At 57.4% G+C, this 20,366-nt stretch carries 20 protein-coding genes and 2 tRNA genes; 2 read left to right on the plus strand and 20 right to left on the minus strand.

Features of this window, described 5'->3' with window-relative positions:
* Positions 1-94 precede the first annotated feature (94 nt).
* The 13 genes from ABJM11_RS21730 to aspS all read right to left on the minus strand — a co-directional run bounded on the left by ABJM11_RS21730 (position 95) and on the right by aspS (position 10,067).
* Positions 95-170, minus strand: a tRNA-Lys gene (locus ABJM11_RS21730).
* A gap of 67 nt (positions 171-237) precedes the next feature.
* Positions 238-313, minus strand: a tRNA-Lys gene (locus tag ABJM11_RS21735).
* Between the two features lie 85 nt (positions 314-398).
* Positions 399-1,175, minus strand: coding sequence for a tol-pal system protein YbgF (ybgF, locus tag ABJM11_RS21740; RefSeq protein ID WP_348295449.1), 777 nt, complete (start codon positions 1,173-1,175; stop codon positions 399-401).
* 12 nt (positions 1,176-1,187) lie between these two features.
* Complete coding sequence (gene pal / locus ABJM11_RS21745) at positions 1,188-1,754, minus strand: peptidoglycan-associated lipoprotein Pal (protein WP_348295450.1); 567 nt, start codon at positions 1,752-1,754, stop codon at positions 1,188-1,190.
* Positions 1,755-1,824: 70 nt separating this feature from the next.
* Positions 1,825-3,078, minus strand: coding sequence for a Tol-Pal system beta propeller repeat protein TolB (gene tolB, locus ABJM11_RS21750; RefSeq protein WP_348295574.1), 1,254 nt, complete (start codon positions 3,076-3,078; stop codon positions 1,825-1,827).
* 89 nt (positions 3,079-3,167) lie between these two features.
* Entirely contained in the window at positions 3,168-4,133 is a 966-nt protein-coding gene (gene tolA / locus ABJM11_RS21755) for a cell envelope integrity protein TolA (RefSeq protein ID WP_407070030.1), read from the minus strand.
* Between the two features lie 96 nt (positions 4,134-4,229).
* Positions 4,230-4,676: a protein TolR gene (gene tolR, locus ABJM11_RS21760; protein ID WP_137434713.1), complete on the minus strand. Its 447-nt coding sequence runs from the start codon at positions 4,674-4,676 to the stop codon at positions 4,230-4,232.
* Positions 4,677-4,719: 43 nt separating this feature from the next.
* Entirely contained in the window at positions 4,720-5,409 is a 690-nt protein-coding gene (tolQ, locus tag ABJM11_RS21765) for a protein TolQ (protein ID WP_348295452.1), read from the minus strand.
* A gap of 14 nt (positions 5,410-5,423) precedes the next feature.
* On the minus strand, positions 5,424-5,867 hold the full coding sequence (locus tag ABJM11_RS21770) for a YbgC/FadM family acyl-CoA thioesterase (RefSeq protein ID WP_348295453.1): 444 nt from the start codon (positions 5,865-5,867) through the stop codon (positions 5,424-5,426).
* Entirely contained in the window at positions 5,860-6,888 is a 1,029-nt protein-coding gene (gene ruvB, locus ABJM11_RS21775) for a Holliday junction branch migration DNA helicase RuvB (protein WP_348295454.1), read from the minus strand. Before ruvB ends, ABJM11_RS21770 begins: the two co-directional genes overlap by 8 nt.
* A gap of 145 nt (positions 6,889-7,033) precedes the next feature.
* Positions 7,034-7,666 (minus strand): Holliday junction branch migration protein RuvA, encoded by a 633-nt coding sequence (gene ruvA, locus ABJM11_RS21780; protein ID WP_348295455.1) that lies wholly within the window; start codon positions 7,664-7,666, stop codon positions 7,034-7,036.
* Positions 7,667-7,708: 42 nt separating this feature from the next.
* Complete coding sequence (gene ruvC, locus ABJM11_RS21785; RefSeq protein ID WP_348295456.1) at positions 7,709-8,239, minus strand: crossover junction endodeoxyribonuclease RuvC; 531 nt, start codon at positions 8,237-8,239, stop codon at positions 7,709-7,711.
* Between the two features lie 22 nt (positions 8,240-8,261).
* On the minus strand, positions 8,262-10,067 hold the full coding sequence (aspS, locus tag ABJM11_RS21790; RefSeq protein WP_348295457.1) for an aspartate--tRNA ligase: 1,806 nt from the start codon (positions 10,065-10,067) through the stop codon (positions 8,262-8,264).
* Between the two features lie 183 nt (positions 10,068-10,250).
* Between aspS and fabR the strand changes: the two genes are divergently transcribed.
* Complete coding sequence (fabR, locus tag ABJM11_RS21795) at positions 10,251-10,874, plus strand: HTH-type transcriptional repressor FabR (protein ID WP_348295458.1); 624 nt, start codon at positions 10,251-10,253, stop codon at positions 10,872-10,874.
* Between the two features lie 5 nt (positions 10,875-10,879).
* Here the strand turns inward: fabR and ABJM11_RS21800 are convergent, their stop codons facing one another.
* The 7 genes from ABJM11_RS21800 to guaB all read right to left on the minus strand — a co-directional run bounded on the left by ABJM11_RS21800 (position 10,880) and on the right by guaB (position 18,688).
* Positions 10,880-11,311: an HIT family protein gene (locus tag ABJM11_RS21800; RefSeq protein WP_348295459.1), complete on the minus strand. Its 432-nt coding sequence runs from the start codon at positions 11,309-11,311 to the stop codon at positions 10,880-10,882.
* 1 nt (position 11,312) lies between these two features.
* Complete coding sequence (locus ABJM11_RS21805) at positions 11,313-12,656, minus strand: UDP-glucose/GDP-mannose dehydrogenase family protein (protein WP_348295460.1); 1,344 nt, start codon at positions 12,654-12,656, stop codon at positions 11,313-11,315.
* Between the two features lie 51 nt (positions 12,657-12,707).
* Entirely contained in the window at positions 12,708-13,691 is a 984-nt protein-coding gene (galE, locus tag ABJM11_RS21810; RefSeq protein ID WP_348295461.1) for a UDP-glucose 4-epimerase GalE, read from the minus strand.
* A gap of 9 nt (positions 13,692-13,700) precedes the next feature.
* Positions 13,701-14,201, minus strand: coding sequence for a tRNA adenosine(34) deaminase TadA (gene tadA / locus ABJM11_RS21815; protein ID WP_348295462.1), 501 nt, complete (start codon positions 14,199-14,201; stop codon positions 13,701-13,703).
* A gap of 92 nt (positions 14,202-14,293) precedes the next feature.
* Positions 14,294-15,565, minus strand: a complete 1,272-nt coding sequence (locus ABJM11_RS21820) for a DUF2254 domain-containing protein (RefSeq protein WP_348295463.1) — start codon at positions 15,563-15,565, stop codon at positions 14,294-14,296.
* A gap of 16 nt (positions 15,566-15,581) precedes the next feature.
* Entirely contained in the window at positions 15,582-17,159 is a 1,578-nt protein-coding gene (gene guaA / locus ABJM11_RS21825; RefSeq protein WP_348295464.1) for a glutamine-hydrolyzing GMP synthase, read from the minus strand.
* A 65-nt stretch (positions 17,160-17,224) separates the two neighbouring features.
* Positions 17,225-18,688 (minus strand): IMP dehydrogenase, encoded by a 1,464-nt coding sequence (guaB, locus tag ABJM11_RS21830; RefSeq protein ID WP_348295465.1) that lies wholly within the window; start codon positions 18,686-18,688, stop codon positions 17,225-17,227.
* Between the two features lie 191 nt (positions 18,689-18,879).
* Between guaB and xseA the strand changes: the two genes are divergently transcribed.
* Complete coding sequence (gene xseA, locus ABJM11_RS21835; protein ID WP_348295466.1) at positions 18,880-20,259, plus strand: exodeoxyribonuclease VII large subunit; 1,380 nt, start codon at positions 18,880-18,882, stop codon at positions 20,257-20,259.
* The last annotated feature ends 107 nt before the right edge of the window (positions 20,260-20,366 follow it).

The raw sequence follows: 20,366 nt of genomic DNA on the forward strand, positions 1-20,366 counted from the left end.
TACGCTCCCTACGAACAGATGTATGACCGTACAGGCAAAAAAAAAGAGCCCTGAGGCTCTTTTTTCAGCAGATAGAATAAACTACCTGTTTTATTGGTGGGTCGTGAAGGATTCGAACCTTCGACCAATTGGTTAAAAGCCAACTGCTCTACCAACTGAGCTAACGACCCGCAACTACCAGCCCGCATCCGGACCCGGAACCAAACAATGACGCTTCCCACCACCTGGCTCGCAATTTGGTGGGTCGTGAAGGATTCGAACCTTCGACCAATTGGTTAAAAGCCAACTGCTCTACCAACTGAGCTAACGACCCAAACGAGGCGCATATAGTAATGATTTTTCAGCGCCGATCAACCCCTAATTCCCAGGTTTCTCAACATTCTTCACGCCGGGGGAAATCAGGTACTACCGGAATCCAGATACTTTTGCGCCAGCTCTGCGGCGCCGGTACCCGGGTAGTCCTCAACCACGTCTTCCATACGTGAACGGGCCTGCTCTTTTTTACCTTGCCGGTCCAGCGTGACACCAAGCTTGTAGACGGCGTCCGAAGCCTTGCGATGATCTCCGTAACGGGTGGCAACGATGGTAAACGCCTGCCGGGCCTGCTCAAGCTGGTTCTCAACCAGATACACTTCACCCAGCCAGTAATAGGCATTGACGGTGAGATCGCCTTCTTCGTACTTATCAATAAAGTCGTACAGGCCATTAATGGCCTGATCGTAGTTCTTGTCCTGGTGAATAAGCGTCTGAACCTTCTGGTAGGCGCTTTGCTCCTCTTCGGAAGGTTGTCGATAAATCTTTGTTTTTACTCCGGTTTTTTCTCCTACGGCGCCAGTACCATCAGTCTCCGGGGGCGGATTCGTCGGCGCTTCAGCCATACTTTCCGAGAGTTTGAGTATCCGCTGGTCAAGATCAATGTAACGATCCCGGGATTGCTTGGTCAGACGGTCTAACCGGTTTTGCTGCTCTTCCACGCGGCCCTGCAACCGGCGAACTTCGCCCTGCAATTGCTGGATCATGTAGAACAGCTCAGCATTGGCCTGACTGTTGCCGGCCTTGCGTTCAGCTTCCGAGGAATTGTTCTGGAACAATGGGGACACGGATTGCGCCAGAGCGCTACCCGCCGGCCCGAAGGCCAGCGGGAGCAACACTGTCGCCATGAGCAGATGTCTCATGGGATTCGCCTGTTACTGGAAAACAAGTTCAACGCGGCGGTTCTGGGCCCACGCACTGTCGTTGGAACCCATAACGGCCGGCTTTTCTTCACCGTAGCTGATGGTTTCCATCTGGCCGCGGGATGCACCGTTCACGATGAGAAAGCGCTCAATGGCGTTGGCGCGACGCTCGCCCAGTGCAAGGTTGTATTCCTTGGTGCCACGCTCGTCGGCATGACCTTCAATGCGTACATTCTGGCCGGGATTTGCCTGCAGGTAACGGGCATGGGCAACCAGCACTTCACGAGCTTCGGACTTGATTTCGGCGGTGTCGAAATCGAAGTAGAAGGTGGTGATTTCACGCATCGCGTCCGCTTCGGCTCGCTCTGCGCGGGCTTCAGCTGCACGGCGCTGCTCCTCGGTCATTTCGGAGGAGGACACACCGCCTTCCTCGTCACCGCCGTAAACGGTGCTGCCGCCATCCTGATCCACTGCACCGTAGGCGCCATCTTCAACGGGGTCGCCAGTGCTGCTACAACCGGCAATCAGGCCCAGGGAGAAAATCAGGGCCAACGCTTTGTGTTGTGCTGTCATTTTCATAATTACTTCCTTCCTGTTGATAGTCTCGTGTTCATGAGTACAAACGAACCCGGCGGGTTCAGGCTCCGGCTTACCGGACGATTGGTGACCACGCCGGCTCCCGGACGTCGCCCTTTGAAGCGGGCAAACTATAAGCTGCACCGCCATCTGCCGCAATTACGGTTAGTACACTGTTTCCACCCTGTTTCGTGGCATAAATCAGCATGCGGCCGTTGGGAGCAACACTGGGTGACTCGTCGGATTCTGTACGAGTGAGGATTGTCTCCTCTTCCGTTTTCAGATTTGTGCGTGCGATATGGAACGACTTGTCCCTCTGATGCACATAATAGACGTATTTGCCGTCATTGTCGGGACGTGGCCGGGCGTTATAACGGCTGCCAAAGGTAATCCTTCGTGGCTCCGCGCCTTCGCTGGCCTTGTGATAGATCTGGGGACCACCAGAACGGTCAGAGGTGAAATAGAAACCGTCACCGGTATGATCCCAGGTTGGTTCGGTATCGATGGACCAATGGTTGGTCAATCGTTTCAAGGAACGGCTTTCAATGTCCAGTTTGTAGATTTCCGCATTGCCATCCTTCGACAACGTAACCAGCAACGAGCGGCCATCGTCGGACCAGGAAGGCGCTGAGTTCAGGCCGCGATAATCCGCAACGCGGGTACGGTTGCCGGTCGAAAGCTCGTGGATATAGATGGCCGGTTTACCGGTCTCAAACGAGACATATGCGAGTTTTTTGGCATCCGGCGACCAGGCCGGTGAAAGAATCGGTTCGTCACTTTCCAGCCTGACTCTGGCTCGCTTGCCGTCGACATCACTCACCTGAAGTCGATAGAGCGGCTCACCGCCTGCGCGCTCAAGGGTCACATAGGCCAGCTTGGTGGAGAAAGCGCCGGGCACACCGGTAATGGCTTCGTACACCCGGTCACTGATGTGATGGGCGAGGCTTCGGGTGTTGTTGACCGACGAAGACGCTGTTGCCCCCATAATCCGCTCTTCACGGTTAACATCGAACAGCTCGTAGCGCGCTTCGACCTTGTCGCCCCTACGTGTCAGCTGGCCAACCAGGACATAGCGCTGGCCAAGCATCCGCCAGTCACGGAAGTAAACCTCTTCGCCTTTTGCTGGAAGGCTGAGCATTTTTTCCGCCGGTAGCGGCCGGAACTCACCGGTCATGGTGAGATCATCCCGCACGATACTGCTTACCTTGTCACCAGAGGGCATGGCTCCGGACTCTGAAAAGGGAACAACGGCGACCGGAATGGCAGCATCGGCCCCCTCGGTGATCCGTATCAGCAACTCGGCACTGGCGGGAGTGCTTCCGATCATCACGGCAATCGCCAACAACCATGTCACCACTATTCCTGAGAACTGCCTGCCTGTACTTGTCCGGTTTGTCATCTGTGTTCCCATCATCCTTATCTCAACCGCCGGGGATTGAACTCAATCGTAAACTGGCGGAAATAGCTTTCAAATGTGTCACGATCATCCGGAATCGGATACCTGCTCAACGATTTCACTGCCCCCAGTGCCGAGTTGTCAAATGCGGTATTGCCACTGCTGGAGACAAGCGTTACCGACGCAAGTTCACCGGTGGGCAGCAAGGTAATCTGCAGCCTCGCGGTCATTTCCTCGGTTGCCGACGACGGTGGATACCACGCCTGGCTCAAGCGTTCCCTGATCAACGCCTGGTACTTCTGGCTTTCCGACAGCATCTGGGCTTCGCGCGCTTTGGCCGCAGCCGCTTCGCGGCGCTCCCGCTCTTCCGCTTCACGCTGCTGCTGGGCCTCAGCCGCCAGGGCTTCCAGCTGCTGTTCCTGCAAGCGCCGCTCACGTTCTTTGCGTTTGCGCTCGGCTTCCAGCCGCTCACGCTCTTCACGTGCCTTACGCTCGGCTTCCTCCTTCCTGCGTTGCTCTTCTGCCCGTCGTTTTTCCTCGGCAGCCTTGCGGGCCGCTTCTTCCTGACGACGCTTCTCCTCCTCGGCTTTCTGGCGCTCCCGCTCCTTCGCTTCTGCCTCGGCTTTCTGGCGGGCGGCCTCTTCCTCCGCCTTCCGCTGTTGTTCCCGCTTGCGCTGCGCCTCTTCTTCCTGACGCTGACGCTCCTGCTCGCGCTCTTTTTCCTGCTGGATACGACGGGCTTCCTGGCGGGCGCGCTCCTCTTCCTCAGCTTTCTGTCGCTCTGCCTCTATCCGCCGCTGTTTTTCCTGCTCTTCCTGCCGTTGCTCTTCGTCCCGGTCCGGCTGATCCACCGGTTCAGTAACCGGGCTCGGCTCCGGCTGGTTCTGGGTGACCAGTCGCGCCGAAATACTCGGCGGCTGCGGTTCGTCCCTGGGAACAGACCAGGACCACCCCGCCAACGCCACCCCGAGAACCAGCCCATGCATCAGGATGGACAGTGCGACAGGCGACTTCCAGGGTGGCTGCCCCGTACTGATTAAATCACGCTCATGACCTCTCACAAAAACCTGCCTGCCCTGTGCTCACTCATCGTTGGTTGGTGCTTCGGTAATCAGGCCCACGTTGGTGGCGCCCGCCGCCTGCAACTGGGACATCAGACGAACCACCGTACCGTATTCCACATGCTCGTCGCCGCGCACCAGAACTTCACGGTCTGTCCGCTGGGACAGAATCTTGGATATCCGTTCACGAATATCCCCCAACGACATCGGGTCACTGCTTTCGTCTCCCACGTCCATGAAATAGGCACCATTGCTGTCTACTGACACCACTATCGATTCCACGTTCTTGTCGGACTGGATGGGCTCGGAGGTTGTCTCCGGCAGGTCCACCTTGACGCCCTGAGTCAACATTGGCGCTGTCACCATAAAGATGATCAGCAGTACCAGCATCACGTCGATATAGGGCACAACGTTGATTTCCGACATCGGCTTGCGGCGGTTTGCCGGCATCATTCCCATGCCTTTCATGTTCCTGTACTCCCGATTGTCTGTCTGTTACCGACAATGCTTGTCACGCAGCTGTTTGCTCGCTGCTGTGAACCCGACGGTGAAGAATGCTGGAGAATTCCTCGGCAAAGGTTTCGTAATTCTTCAGCAATGCATCCGAGATGGCTGAGAAACGGTTGTAAGCGATAACCGCGGGAATCGCCGCGAAAAGACCCATGGCGGTGGCAATCAGCGCTTCCGAAATACCCGGCGCAACCGTAGCCAGCGTGGCCTGTTGCACCTGAGCCAGCCCGCGGAAAGAGTTCATAATGCCCCATACGGTGCCAAACAGACCCACATAGGGACTGGTGGAACCCACTGTGGCGAGGAACGGCAAATGCATTTCCAGCCGCTCCTGCTCACGTGAAAACGCCACCCGCATGGCCCGTTGCGTGCCATCCATGACGGCGTCGGCATCACGGCTCTGCTGGCGCAGGCGGGAAAATTCCTTGAACCCTGCCCGGAACACGGATTCCATGCCGGAGAACGGAGTGGGGTTGCTATTCACTTCACGGTATAGCTGCCCAAGGTCCATACCGGACCAGAACCGCTCCTCGAAGGCATACTGCGCCTGTTTTGCCTTGCGGAACACCTGGAGACGCTGAAAGATTAGCGCCCAGGAGACAATGGAAGCCAGGGCAAGTAACAGCATGACCAGCTGAACCAGTACCCCGGCGTTGGCGATGAGATACCAAACAGAAACTTCTGACTCCACCTTTTACTCCTGGATTATTCCACTTGTGAATTGGTTTTTCGGTCGTTTTCCAGCAACTCCAGCATATTCGCGGGTAAACGCCGTGGCCTGCCGGAGTCCAGTGCAATACAGGCGACGCGAACATCCGCAGACGCAAGCACAGCATCATCCAAAATCCGTACTACCCGCTGACGAAAATCCATCCAGACCCGGCCAAAGGCCGTTGGTTCCGCGGTTACCCGTAACTCGTCGTCCAGCTTCGCTGGTATACCGTAATGGATGGACAGGCGCTGAACCACGTAACTGACATTTTCCCCCAGCCCCGCCCGCAAACCGACGCCACGACTGCGCACCCACTCTGTCCGGGCCCGCTCCATGTAGTGCAGGTATTTGGCATGGTACACAATGCCCCCGGCATCCGTGTCTTCAATATAGACCCGAACCGACAGACCGGCTGATGGTTCGTAGAACTCAGTCAAAAAGGTCCTCCCCCTCCGGCCTGGAGGGCACCACGCCAAAATGCTGGTAGGCGCTGGAGGTCACCATTCGGCCGCGTGGCGTGCGCAGCATATACCCTTGCTGAATCAGAAAAGGTTCCAGGACGTCCTCAATAGTGCCACGCTCTTCACTGATGGCTGCCGCCAGACTTTCGACGCCCACCGGGCCACCGTCAAACTTTTCAATCATTGCCAGCAACAATCGTCGGTCCATGTGATCAAAGCCCAGAGCATCGACTTTCAGCATGTTGAGCGCCTGGTCTGCAATGGTTTCACTGATGCAACCATCCGCCTTTACTTCGGCAAAGTCACGCACTCGTCTCAGCAGACGGTTGGCAATTCGGGGTGTACCCCGGGAACGACGGGCGATTTCGTAGGCGCCTTTGTTGTCGATAGTAACGGAGGACAGGCGCGCCGAACGCAGAATGATGTCGGTGAGATCCTTCGTATTGTAGAACTCCAGGCGCTGTACAATGCCGAATCGGTCCCGCAGTGGCGATGTCAGCAAACCCGCCCTGGTGGTGGCTCCCACGAGTGTAAAGGGTGGCAGGTCCAGCTTGATGGAGCGCGCGGCGGGGCCCTCACCGATCATGATATCGAGCTGATAATCTTCCATGGCGGGATAGAGAACTTCTTCCACGGCGGCGCTGAGGCGGTGAATCTCGTCAATAAAGAGCACATCGCCTTCTTCGAGATTGGTAAGCATTGCGGCCAGATCGCCGGCTTTTTCCAGTACCGGCCCGGACGTGGTCTTGATGGAGACGCCCATTTCATTGGCGATGATGTTGGCAAGGGTGGTTTTACCGAGACCTGGCGGGCCGAAAATAAGCACATGGTCCAATGCTTCCTGGCGCCCACGGGCAGCGGAGATGAAAATTTCCATCTGTTCCCGCACAGCGGGCTGGCCGACGTAGTCTGCCAGTATTCCAGGCCGGATAGCGCGATCCTGAACGTCTTCGTATTGTCCGGCCTGAGATGAAATCAGGCGATCCGATTCAATCATTGCACTACCCGCTCAGAGGGAATCAACAACATGCCTGTACACTCGTCTCGGGTTAATGGTGCCCCAATTGTACAAACCGTTCTTTGGCTGTCACGTTACGCTCTCTACACATTACGCGCCATACCGCCCGCTAATCGGGGGGGGTTTAGCTGGACGGAATCATGCTCCGCAACGCCAACCGGATCAGCTCCTGGCTCGACATTCCTTCCTCGGCAACCTTGCTGATGGCCTTCGAGGCCTCCTGCGGCTTGTAGCCAAGGGCAATCAGCGCAGCTTCGGCCTCATCCGCCGGATGGTGCCCGCCGGCTGTTCCGGCCCCGGAAACGCCAGTGCTGACTGTGGCATCGGGTGACCCGGCAATGAACTGTCCTTCAAGTTGCCCTATACGGTCTGCCATTTCAATAAGCAGCCGCTCGGCGGTTTTCTTGCCAACCCCCGGTAGCTTGACCAGTGCATTGGCGTCGCGGGCCTCTACACAGCGGATAAACTGATTGGCATCCAGCCCCGAGAGAATACCGGCGGCAAGCTTGGGGCCCACACCATTCACCTTGATCAACAGGCGGAACAGGTCCCGGTCCAGCCGGGAAGAAAAGCCGTAAAGGCTCTGGGCGTCTTCGCGGACCACGAAATGAGTATGGAGAACCAGTTCATCACCGGCTTCAGGCAGGTTAAAAAAGGTGGTGTAGGGGATGTCCACTTCATAACCCAGTCCGGCGCATTCCACCAGCGCCTGGGCGGGGGATTTTTCGATCAGGATGCCTCGGATACGACCTATCAACGGGTTTCTCCCTCGAATTCAATCTGGACTTCAATGAGTCTGTTATTGTCTTCTGACCCGGTTATTGCGCACCTTGCCGCCACCACCGGTGGCCAGCCGTGCCACGCTCTGGCTCATGTGGGCATGGCAGAGTGCAATGCCCAGAGCGTCAGCGGCATCCTCCTGTGGTTTTCGGGACAGAGCCAGCAATACCTGAACCATGTGCTGCACCTGGGCCTTGTCGGCTCCGCCCTTGCCTACGACAGCCTGCTTGACCTGGCGAGCGGAGTATTCGTGAACCTCCAATCCACTGTTGGCGGCGGCCACGATTGCCGCTCCCCTCGCCTGGCCCAGCTTCAGTGCCGAATCCGGATTGCGGGCCATGAACACCTGCTCGATTGCAAACTCCCCCGGCCGGTACTCGCCAATCAGTGTCGCCAGGCTGTGGAAGATGGTTTGCAAACGCTCCGCCATGGGCTTTTCGCCAACACGGATACAACCGCTGTCAATATACTCAATCACCCTGCCCTCGGCACGGATAATGCCGTAACCGGTGACCCTCGAGCCGGGGTCGACCCCCATGATTATGGACACGTTGCTTCCTGAGCCGCGTTACTTACTCGTTGCCCGCAGGTTCTGCGTTCCCCTCACCGGGCTTCACAGCGGGCTTGCGACGACGAATATGCAGCTCACGCAACTGCTTGTCGTCGACCTCCCCGGGTGCCTGAGTCATCAGACAGGTAGCGCTCTGGGTTTTCGGGAAGGCAATGACGTCCCGGATGGAGCTGGCGCCGGTCATCAGCATGATCAGCCGATCCAGACCAAAGGCCAGACCACCGTGGGGCGGGCAACCATACTTGAGGGCATCCAGCAGGAAACCGAACTTGGCGCGGGCTTCCTCATCACCAATACCCAGGGTGCGGAACACGCTCTCCTGCATTTTTTCGTCATGAATACGGATGGAGCCGCCGCCGAGCTCGGTGCCATTCAACACCATGTCGTAAGCGCGGGATAGCGCCGTGGCCGGTGAAACCTCCAGCTCGTCTGCAGAGCAAGAGGGCGCAGTAAATGGATGGTGGATCGCGGTCAGGCCGCCGTCCGGTGTCTCCTCGAACATCGGGAAATCCACGACCCACAGGGGCGCCCATTCGCAGGTCAGCATGTTCAGGTCGTGGCCCACCTTGATGCGCAGTGCACCGAGAGCTTCATTGACAATGTTTGTCCTGTCCGCACCAAAGAACACGATATCGCCATCCTCGGCACCCGCGCGTTCGATCACGGCCAGGGCGATATCATCACCCAGGAACTTGATAATCGGTGACTGCAGGCCTTCCACGCCCCTGGACAGGTCGTTGACCTTGATGTAGGCCAGGCCCTTGGCGCCATAGATACCCACAAACCTGGTGTAGTCGTCGATCTGCTTGCGGGTCAGCTCTCCGCCTCTGGGAACACGCAGGGCAGCCACGCGGCCCTTGGGGTCGTTGGCAGGGCCGGCAAACACCTTGAAATCCACACCGGCGACCAGGTCACCCACATCCACCAGCTCCAGCGGGATACGGAGGTCCGGCTTGTCGCTGCCGTAACGCTGCATGGCTTCGGAGTATGGCATGCGCGGGAAATCAGGCAGCTCCACTTCCAGAACGTCCTTGAACAGAGAACGAATCATGTTCTCGTTAAGGGTCATCAGGATTTCCTCGTCGATAAACGAGGCTTCTACATCCACCTGGGTGAACTCCGGCTGGCGATCGGCGCGAAGGTCCTCATCACGGAAACATTTGGCGATCTGGTAATAGCGGTCAACACCGGAGACCATCAGCAACTGCTTGAACAGCTGTGGTGACTGCGGCAGCGCGAAGAAAGACCCTTCGTGCGTCCGGCTGGGTACGAGGTAATCACGGGCGCCTTCCGGAGTTGCACGGGTGAGGATCGGGGTTTCCACATCCATGAAGCCGTTACTGTCGAGGAAGTTACGGATATAACTGGTCACGCGTGAGCGGAAACGCAGGCGGTTCAGCATTTCCGGGCGACGCAGGTCCACAAAACGGTACTTCAGGCGGACATCCTCACCTACATCCACATGTTCATCCAACGGGAACGGCGGCGTGGCGGCGGCGTTCAGAATGGACAACTGCTTGCCCAGCAATTCCACCTGCCCGGTGGGCATGTTGGCATTTTCGGTACCGGCAGGGCGACGGCGCACTCGGCCGGTCACCTGGATTACGAATTCACTGCGGACCTTCTCCGCCAGGGAAAAGCTTTCAGGGGTATCCGGGTCGAACACAACCTGGGAGATGCCATCCCGGTCACGAAGATCCAGAAAGATGACCCCACCGTGGTCGCGGCGACGGTGAACCCAACCGCAAAGTGTGACTTCCTGATCAATGTGAGATTCGTTGATTCCACCGCAATAATGACTGCGCATACCGGTTCCCGTTGTATCTGATGTGTGCGTAAAAGTTTGCAAAAAATGGTTCTGGCGGACCCTACTGCAAAAGCGGCCCATTATAAACACAATGACGATGAAAATCAGGCTTCCGACGCATTGGGTGACGGTAAAACTTTTCGTCGCTACACTGAGCCGATTTACCAGCCTTTGGAGCAGCCCTTGTCAGCCCGAGCCGAACAGAAACTACGCACCCGCCGCGCCCTGATGGATGCCGCCCTCGCCCAGTTGAGCGCCGATCGCGGCTTTGGCAGCCTGAGCCTGCGGGAAGTGGCAAGGGAGGCCGGAATAGCGCCCACCTCTTTCTACCGGCACTTTGCCGAGCTGGACGAACTGGGGCTTGCTCTGGTGGATGAAGGCGGCGTTGCCCTGCGCCAGCTGATGCGCCAGGCCCGCAAACGGATTGCCCGCAATGGCAGTGCCATCAGCACATCGGTGGAGACCTTCATGGAGTATCTGGGCAACAACTCCAATCTGTTGCGCCTGATGTTACGTGAAAGCACGGGGGTTTCGGAATCATTCCGCACGGCGATCAGGGCAGAAATCGATCACTTTGTAACCGAACTGGCGGCGGACCTGGCCCGCATTGCCGATGAGCAGAGCAAGCCACTTTCTGATCCGAAACTGGTGGCGGAAGCCATGGTGACTCTGGTGTTTAACCAGGGTGCGGACGCACTGGATGCAACGGCGTCGGAGAAGGAAGCACTGAAAGTAAAGCTGAAAACCCAGCTACGGATGGTACTGGTAGGCTCCCGAACTATCGCGCGGCACAAGTCGAAGTCTTAGCCCGGTTACCGGGAAAGTCGCTCCAGCAGCGGTTCCAGTCGCTTCGTTAACTCCGCCAGAGCATCGTCGCTGTAGCGGGCGGGAGGTAACTTGCCCCATACAGGCCCGGGCCAGGCCGGATCACCTTCGTGACGTACGATGTGATGGATGTGCAGCTGCGGCACCATGTTGCCCAGTGCGGCGACATTGAGCTTGTCACCGGTGAACAATTCCATCATGCCCTCCCCAAGCAGGGACGATTCTTCCAGCAACTGCAGTTGCTGTTCCTTCGCCAATTGATAAATCTCCCGGACGCCGGGTACACGGGGCACCAGAAGTATCCACGGCCAGTTGCTGTCGCTCATCAGCCGTATTTCACACAACCGGCTTTGCCCGAGGCTGACAGTGTCAGCCGCAAGGCGCTCATGGAGTACAAATGACTGCCTGGTCACTGTCATATCAACCTACGTGGAACTGGTTCCTGCCGCGGCCTATGGCGTAATAGATCAAGCCATGGCGCTCCAGCATATCGGGTTCGTACAGATTACGGCCATCGAACACCACGGGCTCGTTGAGAGCGGCCGCGATTGATTTGAAGTCCGGTGACCGGAATTCCTTCCACTCGGTGCAGATTGTCAGCACATCGGCACCTTTAAGGGCCTGTTCCTTGGTACCGCAGAGAGTCAGCCCGGGCTGATCCCCGTAGATGCGCTGGGTTTCCTCCATTGCTTCCGGATCAAAAGCCTGGACAATAGCGCCGGCACTCCAGAGCGCTTCCATCAGGGTGCGGGCGGAGGCTTCACGCATATCATCGGTATTGGGTTTGAAGGCCAGCCCCCAGAGAGCCACCACCTTGCCTTTGAGGTTGCCGTTAAAATAGTGGCTGATCTTGTCAAACAGGACATGCTTCTGGGCGTTATTGACGGCCTCAACCGCATTCAGCAGCCGCGAGTCGTAGTCACAGTCCCTCGCAGTGCGGGCCAGGGCCTGGACGTCTTTCGGGAAACAGGAGCCGCCGTAACCGCAACCGGGATAGATGAAGTGATAGCCAATGCGCGGGTCGGAGCCGATGCCGCGGCGAACGTTCTCGATGTCCGCACCAAGCCGTTCAGCAAGGTTGGCAATCTCATTCATAAAGCTGATCTTGGTGGCCAGCATGGAGTTGGCGGCGTATTTGGTCAGCTCTGCGGAACGGATATCCATGAAGATCATGCGGTCGTGACTACGATTGAACGGGTAGTAGACCTCGTGCAGCAGTTCCTTGGCACGTTCACTGTCAGTGCCAATAATGATTCGGTCCGGCTTCATGAAATCGTTGATCGCCGCCCCTTCTTTCAGGAATTCCGGATTGGACACCACATCGAACTCCAGCTCCAGGCCCCGCTTGTCGAGTTGCGAACGCACCGCGTCCCTGACCTTGTCTCCGGTGCCGACGGGCACGGTGGACTTGTCCACTACCACCTTGTAATCATCCATGTACTGGCCGATGGATCTGGCCACGGCGGTCACATACTGAAGGTCAGCCGATCCATCCTCATCCGGTGGCGTCCCCACCGCAATGAACTGTAGAACACCATGGCCAACGGCTTCTTCGGTATCCGTGGTAAAGACAAGTCGACCAGCCTCAACGGTATGCCTCACGATGGACTCAAGGCCCGGTTCGTAAATGGGGATCTGGCCATTCTTGAGCTTTTCGATCTTGCCCTGGTCTACATCCATGCAAAGAACATGGTGGCCCACATCGGCGAGGCAGGCTCCGGTCACAAGACCGACATAACCGGTACCAAAAATCGTGATTTTCATTCGTTAAAACCCTGACGTTTGCAATTCAGTTTGAAGCGGAACAGAGCTGTATCAGCTCTGTTTGTCTTGCCAGATCTTTTCCCAGGCCAGCGCTGTTCCCACGATGGTTTCCAGATCGTCGTAATCTGGTTGCCAACCGAGTACCTGTTTGATTCTCGTATTATCCGCCATCAGCGCAGCTGGATCCCCTGCCCTGCGGCCAGTTTCTTTCACCGGAAAGTCGTTGCCCGACTTGCGCTTCACCACGTCAATAACTTCGCGTACGGTAAATCCACGCCCATAGCCACAGTTCAGAACCTGCGATTCGCCACCTTTCGCCATGTAATCCAGCGCCATCACGTGGGCCTTGGCCAGGTCTTCCACGTGGATGTAGTCGCGGATGCAGGTGCCGTCTCGAGTATCGTAATCGGTGCCGAACACGCTCATACCGTCCCGCTTACCAGTTACACATTCGCAGGCCACCTTGATCAGATGGGTAGCCTCTGGCGTTGCCTGGCCCAGCAGTCCGTCCGGATTGGCGCCGGCCACGTTGAAGTAGCGCAGAATAACGTAATTCAGGGACGACGCGGCCGCCAGGTCCATGATCATCCGCTCACTCATCATCTTGGATGCGCCGTAGGGATTTATCGGAGCCAGGGGCAGGTCCTCGGTCAATACGGTTTGCTCCGGCATGCCATAGACCGCCGCCGTAGAGGAAAACACCATGTACGGAACCCGGTGTTGGTCAACCGCTTTCAGCAGGTTCAGTGTGTTGCGGGTGTTATTGCTGTAGTACTTGAGGGGGTTCTCGACCGATTCCGGCACGATAATATTGGCGGCGAAATGCAGCACAGCATCAAAGCGATGCTCGCCGAAAAGGTCGGCGATGGCCGCCTCGTCTGACAGGTCGCCCACCACCAGTTCGCCATGGGTGACTGCCCAGCGATAGCCGGTGGACAGGTTATCGAATACGACGATGTCATGGCCAGCTTCGCCCAGTTGCCTGACTACGTGGCTGCCTATATAGCCGGCTCCGCCGGTTACCAGAACTTTCATAATCGGTAATCACTCCTTCCCTGAAATTAACTGCCTCCGGCGGCGATTATCGGCCCGCCGACGTGCGAAAAAATCACTGATAATACCACTGCACTGATGAGCCAGAACGCCACTAACGGATTCAACGCGCCAGTTCAGGTGTTCCTCCTCAAGCGTTTGCCGGGTAGATTCCACCGCACCGGCTTTTGGCTCGGCAGCACCATAAACAAGACGACTGACGCGACTGTGCACGATAGCGCCCACGCACATGGTACAAGGCTCAAGGGTGACGTAAAGCGTGGCACCCGGCAACCGGTAATTGCCGACACGTCTGGCTGCATCGCGCAACGCACGGATTTCAGCGTGGGCGGTAGGGTCACACCCGCTGATAGGCGCGTTAAACCCGGCACCGATTTCTTTACCGTCAAGAACCACCACAGCGCCCACCGGAACCTCTCCGGCAGTCGCTGCCTGCCCAGCCAGTTGTAATGCCCGGCTCATCCAGGCCTCATCATCACCCTTACACGCCATCGTTTACCGCCTGTTCCGAATCGGCGGTGATTTTCCCCTGACTGGCATTGTCGTGCAAGCGATGCCGTTTTCTCACCACGTCGGGGCGAGTCTTACGAAGCCGAAAACTCTGCGGCTCGGCGCACAGCCTCGATATCGTCCTGAAGTGACATAGCACGCTCCGAACGTGCCACTGCCATGCGGGAATGCTTTTTTGCAGCGGCAGCCATCTCCGGACCGCCTGTTTCGGCCAACGCGCAAAACGCTTTCTGCAGCCGAATGGAAACCTCGACCATACCCGCGCCGTCACGGGCGATAGCCGTAAAGGCATCGTCAAACAGGTCGTCGATGACCAGTTCCGGTACCAAAACCCGGTCATAGGTGATTTCCCGCAAGCAGCCCTTCTCAAGCGGAGACTGCCAGCGCGTAAACAGTCGTACCAGTGTTCCAATAACATTGATCGCGGTTCCCGGGTCATTGATGCCCGGTGACAGAGCCTTGTCGGCAATCTCGGACAATGCGAGGAGTCCGAAGCGGGGATCATCTTCAAAGGCTCGGTTTGAACTGATCGTAAAAGCACCAGCAAAAGCATCCGGCCTGAAGGCTTTACGCTTTTCCACATCCCCATAAACATGAAGCAGCGGGCAACATGTACTCACAAATTTACCAGGCAATGCTGCCACGCTCACGCGACAATTCAGCTCTTCAGCGCAAGACTGCAAGGTATCCACATCAATATGCTGGACATAGCCAACCGTTGAAGACAGTACGGGAACGCTACCTTCCCCGGCGGAATGCGTCGTAACCGCCAATGCGCCCAACGTTGGCGCATACCGGCGACGATCCAGTGCGTCACCGGCTGCCGTTTCAGCTTTCTCTATGGTGTTCACCACCTGGCCCAGCCGGGCGATTCTGTCCACCCAGCGAACGAAGGTGACGATAACAACGGCGAACACCAGAAGTGTAAGCACGAATATCGCAAAAAGGCCCGCCGAGCCAAAGAAACTGTTCTGAACAGCGATCAGGGAAACAATACTGAAGATGAAGGCGCCAATAAAAGCAGACAATGCGTTCTGGGTTACATCATCGGCGATGACCAGCGGAATGGAACGAGGTGTCCCACCGGTGCTGGCGGAGGCATAGGCAGCCACCATGGAGCCTACGGCAAACGTCGCAATAACCAGCATACTGGACGCCATGATGGACAGCAGGGTCTCAACAGACTCCGGAGTGACCCCGGGTAATACCCCCGAAAGACCGGCGTCGTCGGCCAGCCTGGCGACGAATGTACCACCAACAGAAAGCACGCAAAGCATCAGTGGCCTGACCCACAAACGCTCCTTGATGCGGCTGAGCACGAAGCGCAGCCGGTCAGGACTCAACATGGGGAATGAGGCATGCTTACTCCCACTCGATGGTGGCAGGCGGCTTGGACGATACGTCGTAGGTTACCCGGGACACGCCCTCGATCTCATTGATAATGCGGTTGGACACGGTTTCAAGCAGCTCGTAGGGCAGGTGCGCCCAGCGGGCTGTCATGAAATCAATGGTTTCCACTGCCCGCAACGCAATCACGTATTCGTATCGGCGCGCATCGCCAACGACACCGACGGACTTGACCGGCAGGAAAACCGCAAAGGCCTGGCTGGTCTTGTGGTAGAAGTCGGCACGATGCAGTTCCTCCAGGAAGATGGCATCTGCCCGACGGAGGATTTCGGCATATTCTTTCTTCACCTCACCCAGAATCCGCACGCCCAGGCCCGGCCCCGGGAAGGGGTGGCGATACACCATGTCATATGGCAGGCCAAGCTCTAGCCCGATACGACGAACCTCATCTTTGAAAAGCTCGCGCAGCGGTTCCACCAGTTTCATCTTCATGGTTTCCGGCAGGCCGCCCACATTATGGTGGGATTTGATGACATGGGCATTACCGGTCTTGGACGCCGCAGACTCGATCACATCCGGGTAGATGGTGCCCTGGGCCAGCCAGTTTACATCACGGATATTGGCAGCTTCTTCGTCAAAGACGTCGATAAAGGTGTTGCCAATGATCTTGCGCTTCTTTTCCGGGTCATCTACACCCTTGAGCTTGGACAGGAACAGGTCTTCTGCGTCCACGCGGATAACCTTGACGCCCATGTTACTGGCGAACATATCCATTACCTGGTCGCCCTCATGAAGGCGCAGCAGGCCATTGTCCACGAATACGCAGGTTAACTGATCGCCAATGGCCTTGTGCAGCAGCGCTGCCGTAACCGAGGAGTCAACACCACCGGAAAGCCCGAGCAGCACCTTGTCTTCACCGACCTGTTTGCGAATTTGCTCAACGGCGTCATCCACAATCTTGGCCGGCGTCCAGAGCGCCTCACACTGGCAGATATTGAGCACAAAGTGTTCGAGGATGCGCTTGCCCTGCAGGGTATGGGTCACTTCCGGGTGAAACTGGACGCCGTAGAGATTACGGCTGAGATCCTGCATGGCGGCAATCGGCGCACTTTCTGTTGATGCCAGCAGTTCGAAGCCCTCGGGCATGACCACAACCTTGTCACCATGGCTCATCCACACATCCAGCAGGGAGTCGCCGGTAGCGGTCAGGTGGTCGGTAATATCCTGGAGTAAAGGCCCCTTGGCACGCACCTTTACCTGGGCATAGCCGAACTCCCGCTTCTCGGAGCTGGCCACCCGGCCACCAAGCTGCTCGGCCATGGTTTGCATGCCGTAGCAGATACCAAGCACCGGGATGCCTTTCCCGAACAGCCCTTCCGGCGCCCGGGGTCCACCCAGCTTGGTGACAGACTCGGGGCCGCCGGCCAGGATGATGCCCTTGGGATTGAAATCGCTGAGTTCCTGATCGGTGATATCGAAGGCCTTGATCTCACAATAGACACCGATCTCCCGAACGCGACGTGCGATGAGCTGGGTGTACTGGGAGCCGAAATCGAGAATCAGAATGCGGTGGTCGTGGATATTGTGGGCCATGAAATCCTCGGATCAGAAAGAAAAAGCGCGGCTCATACCCCTGGCCGCGCCTGGAACGACAATAATCAGCCGATACGGTAATTGGGGGCTTCCTTGGTGATGGTCACGTCGTGGACGTGGCTCTCGCGCATGCCCGCGTTTGTTATGCGAACAAACTCTGGTTTGGTTCGCATCTGCTCCATGGTAGCGCATCCCGTATACCCCATGGACGCCCGCAGGCCACCCATAAGCTGATGGACGATGTTCCGCATGGGGCCCTTGCAGGCCACACGGCCTTCAATACCTTCTGGCACCAGCTTCTCAATACCCTTGCTGGCGTCCTGGAAGTACCTGTCACTGGAGCCCTGCCCCATGGCGCCGATTGAGCCCATACCGCGGTAGGCCTTGTAGCTGCGACCCTGGTAAAGCTCTACTTCACCCGGTGCTTCATCAGTTCCGGCCAGCAGGCTGCCGATCATGACGCTGTAGGCTCCGGCGGCAATAGCCTTGGAAATATCACCGGAGAAACGGACACCGCCATCGGCGATCACCGGTATGCCACGGTCTTTCAGTGCCGCCGCTACGTTGGATACGGCGGTGATCTGGGGAACACCGATGCCGGCAACGATACGGGTGGTGCAGATGGAGCCGGGACCAATACCCACCTTGACTGCGTCAGCACCGGCCTCCGCCAGGTCAATGGCCGCCTGGGACGTGGCAATATTACCACCGATTACCTGCACATCCGGATAGTTGGACTTGATCCACCGGACACGGTCAAGCACCCCTTTGGAATGACCGTGGGCAGTATCCACCACGATCACATCAACGCCGGCCTCAACCAGTGCAGCCACCCGGGCGTCGGTATCAGCACCGGTTCCTACCGCTGCGCCGGCACGGAGACGACCCTGATCATCCTTACACGCCAGCGGGTAGTCCTTGGCTTTCTGGATATCCTTTACGGTGATCAGACCTCTTAACTCGAACTCATCGTTGACCACCAGAACTTTTTCGATGCGGTGGCGGTGGAGCAGTTCCTTGACATCTTCGAGGTCCGCCCCTTCCTTGACGGTTACCAGCTTGTCCTTTCCTGTCATTATCTCGGAAACCGGCGTATCCAGGCGACTTTCAAAACGAATGTCCCGGCCGGTCACGATGCCCACCAGGTCACGGCCGTCCACGACCGGCAGACCGGAAATGTTGTTCGCCATGGTAATATCAACCAGTTCGCGAACGGTGGTATCCGGGGTTACCGTGATCGGATCCTTCACCACACCGCTTTCGAATTTCTTCACCTTACGGACCGCTGCGGCCTGTTGCTCTACCGACATGCTTTTATGCATGATGCCGATGCCGCCCTCCTGCGCCATGGAGATAGCCAGATCCGCCTCGGTAACGGTATCCATGGCCGCCGACACCAGAGGAATATTAAGCTTGATACCTTTGGTCAGTTGCGTCTGCAGGTTGACCTGATGAGGAAGAACCTCTGAACGTCCTGGAACGAGCAGTACATCGTCAAAGGTGAGGGCTTCTTCGGCAATTCGCAGCATTGGGATCCGCCTTTTGAACGTGCTAGATTGGAGGATTGCGATGCCACTCCCGGCAGGGTGCAACAAAGCAAAATCCTTAATCGACCTATTATAAATGGGCCGTGGTTGACAGTAAACCGGCGTTATTTGACCACCGGGTTGCATCTTTTTGAATTTTCGTTATTTTTACCCTCCATTTTCGGCTTGTGCGTATGCATCAACACGGAGCGCCTCCCTTGGACAGCGGTTTTCAGGATTCCCGGCCCAGGGCACTGAGTGTCAGCGAACTGAATCACCAGGCGCGACACCTGCTTGAGGCCAGTTTCATGCAGGTCTGGGTCGAGGGCGAACTGTCAGGCCTCTCACGCCCTTCCTCCGGCCACTGGTATTTTTCCCTCAAGGACCGCAAGTGCCAGATCCGCTGTGCCATGTTCCGGGGCTTCAACCAACGTGTTAAGGAAGTTCCGAAAGAAGGCGAACAGGTGCGCATCCGTGGCAAGGTTACCCTCTATGAGAACCGGGGTGACTTCCAGATTATTGTGGAGCACATCGAGCCGGCCGGCCTGGGGGCACTGCAACAGGCTTTCGAGGAACTGAAACGGAAACTGCAACTCGAAGGGCTGTTTGATGCGGCGCGCAAGAAACCGCTGCCACCCACACCCCGCCACATAGGTGTGGTCACCTCGCCAACCGGTGCGGCCATCCACGATATTCTCACCGTGCTCGCGAGGCGCTGCCCCGCCATACCGGTCACCCTCTACCCGACAGCGGTCCAGGGAAAAGCGGCCACCGCAGACATCGTTCGCGCCATTGACCGGGCAGTTCGTCATGGCGTTGCTGATGTTCTGATTATTGGCCGTGGGGGCGGCTCACTGGAAGATCTCTGGTGCTTCAATGAGGAAGCCGTGGCTCGTGCGATAGCACAATGCCCGCTACCCACCATTAGCGCGGTAGGCCACGAAGTGGATGTCACGATTGCCGATTTTGTGGCAGATCTGCGCACGCCGACCCCGTCAGCCGCGGCCGAAAAAGTATCACCGGATCAGCACGACTGGCTGCGCCAGCTCAGGGAGCGAGAACTGCGGCTGGCCGGCGCTGCCAGTCGCGCCCTCAAGCGCATGTCGACCCGTCTGGAGCATCTTTCGGCCCGGCTACGTGACCCGCGCCGGGAACTGATGGAAAAAGCCCAGCGCATGGATGAACTGGACCTGCGGCTGAATACGGCCATGAGACAAAGGATTGAGCGGGACAGGGTCAGAGCCACCCACCTTGACCAGCGCCTGGGCATGCAATCGCCGGCCAGACGCCTCAGCGACAGCCAGGCCAGCGTCAGACAGCTTGCTGATCGACTGGTCCGGGTGTCGAAAGAAACCATCCTGCGTCGGCGCGAGCGTCTTGAGCATGTGGGCCAGACCCTCCACGTGGTCAGCCCCCTTGCTACCCTCGGCCGGGGCTATGCGATCGTCCAGCAGGAGAACGGCGATATTGTCCGCCATGCCAGCCGGGTCCGGCCGGGCGAAAAGATAACAGCCCGGGTAGCGAGTGGCCGCCTCGAGGCAAATGTGATTTCAGTCAATTCCGAAGACCAATAACCGCCAAAAAGACAGAAACTTAGCCTATGGTCTAGTAGTCCTGCACCTCAAAGCGCTTACAGTTGAGTGATATGCCCCACACAACAACAACTCTACGAGGTGGATGT

This window comes from Marinobacter sp., assembly GCF_039977835.1.
Classification (GTDB): Bacteria; Pseudomonadota; Gammaproteobacteria; order Pseudomonadales; family Oleiphilaceae; genus Marinobacter.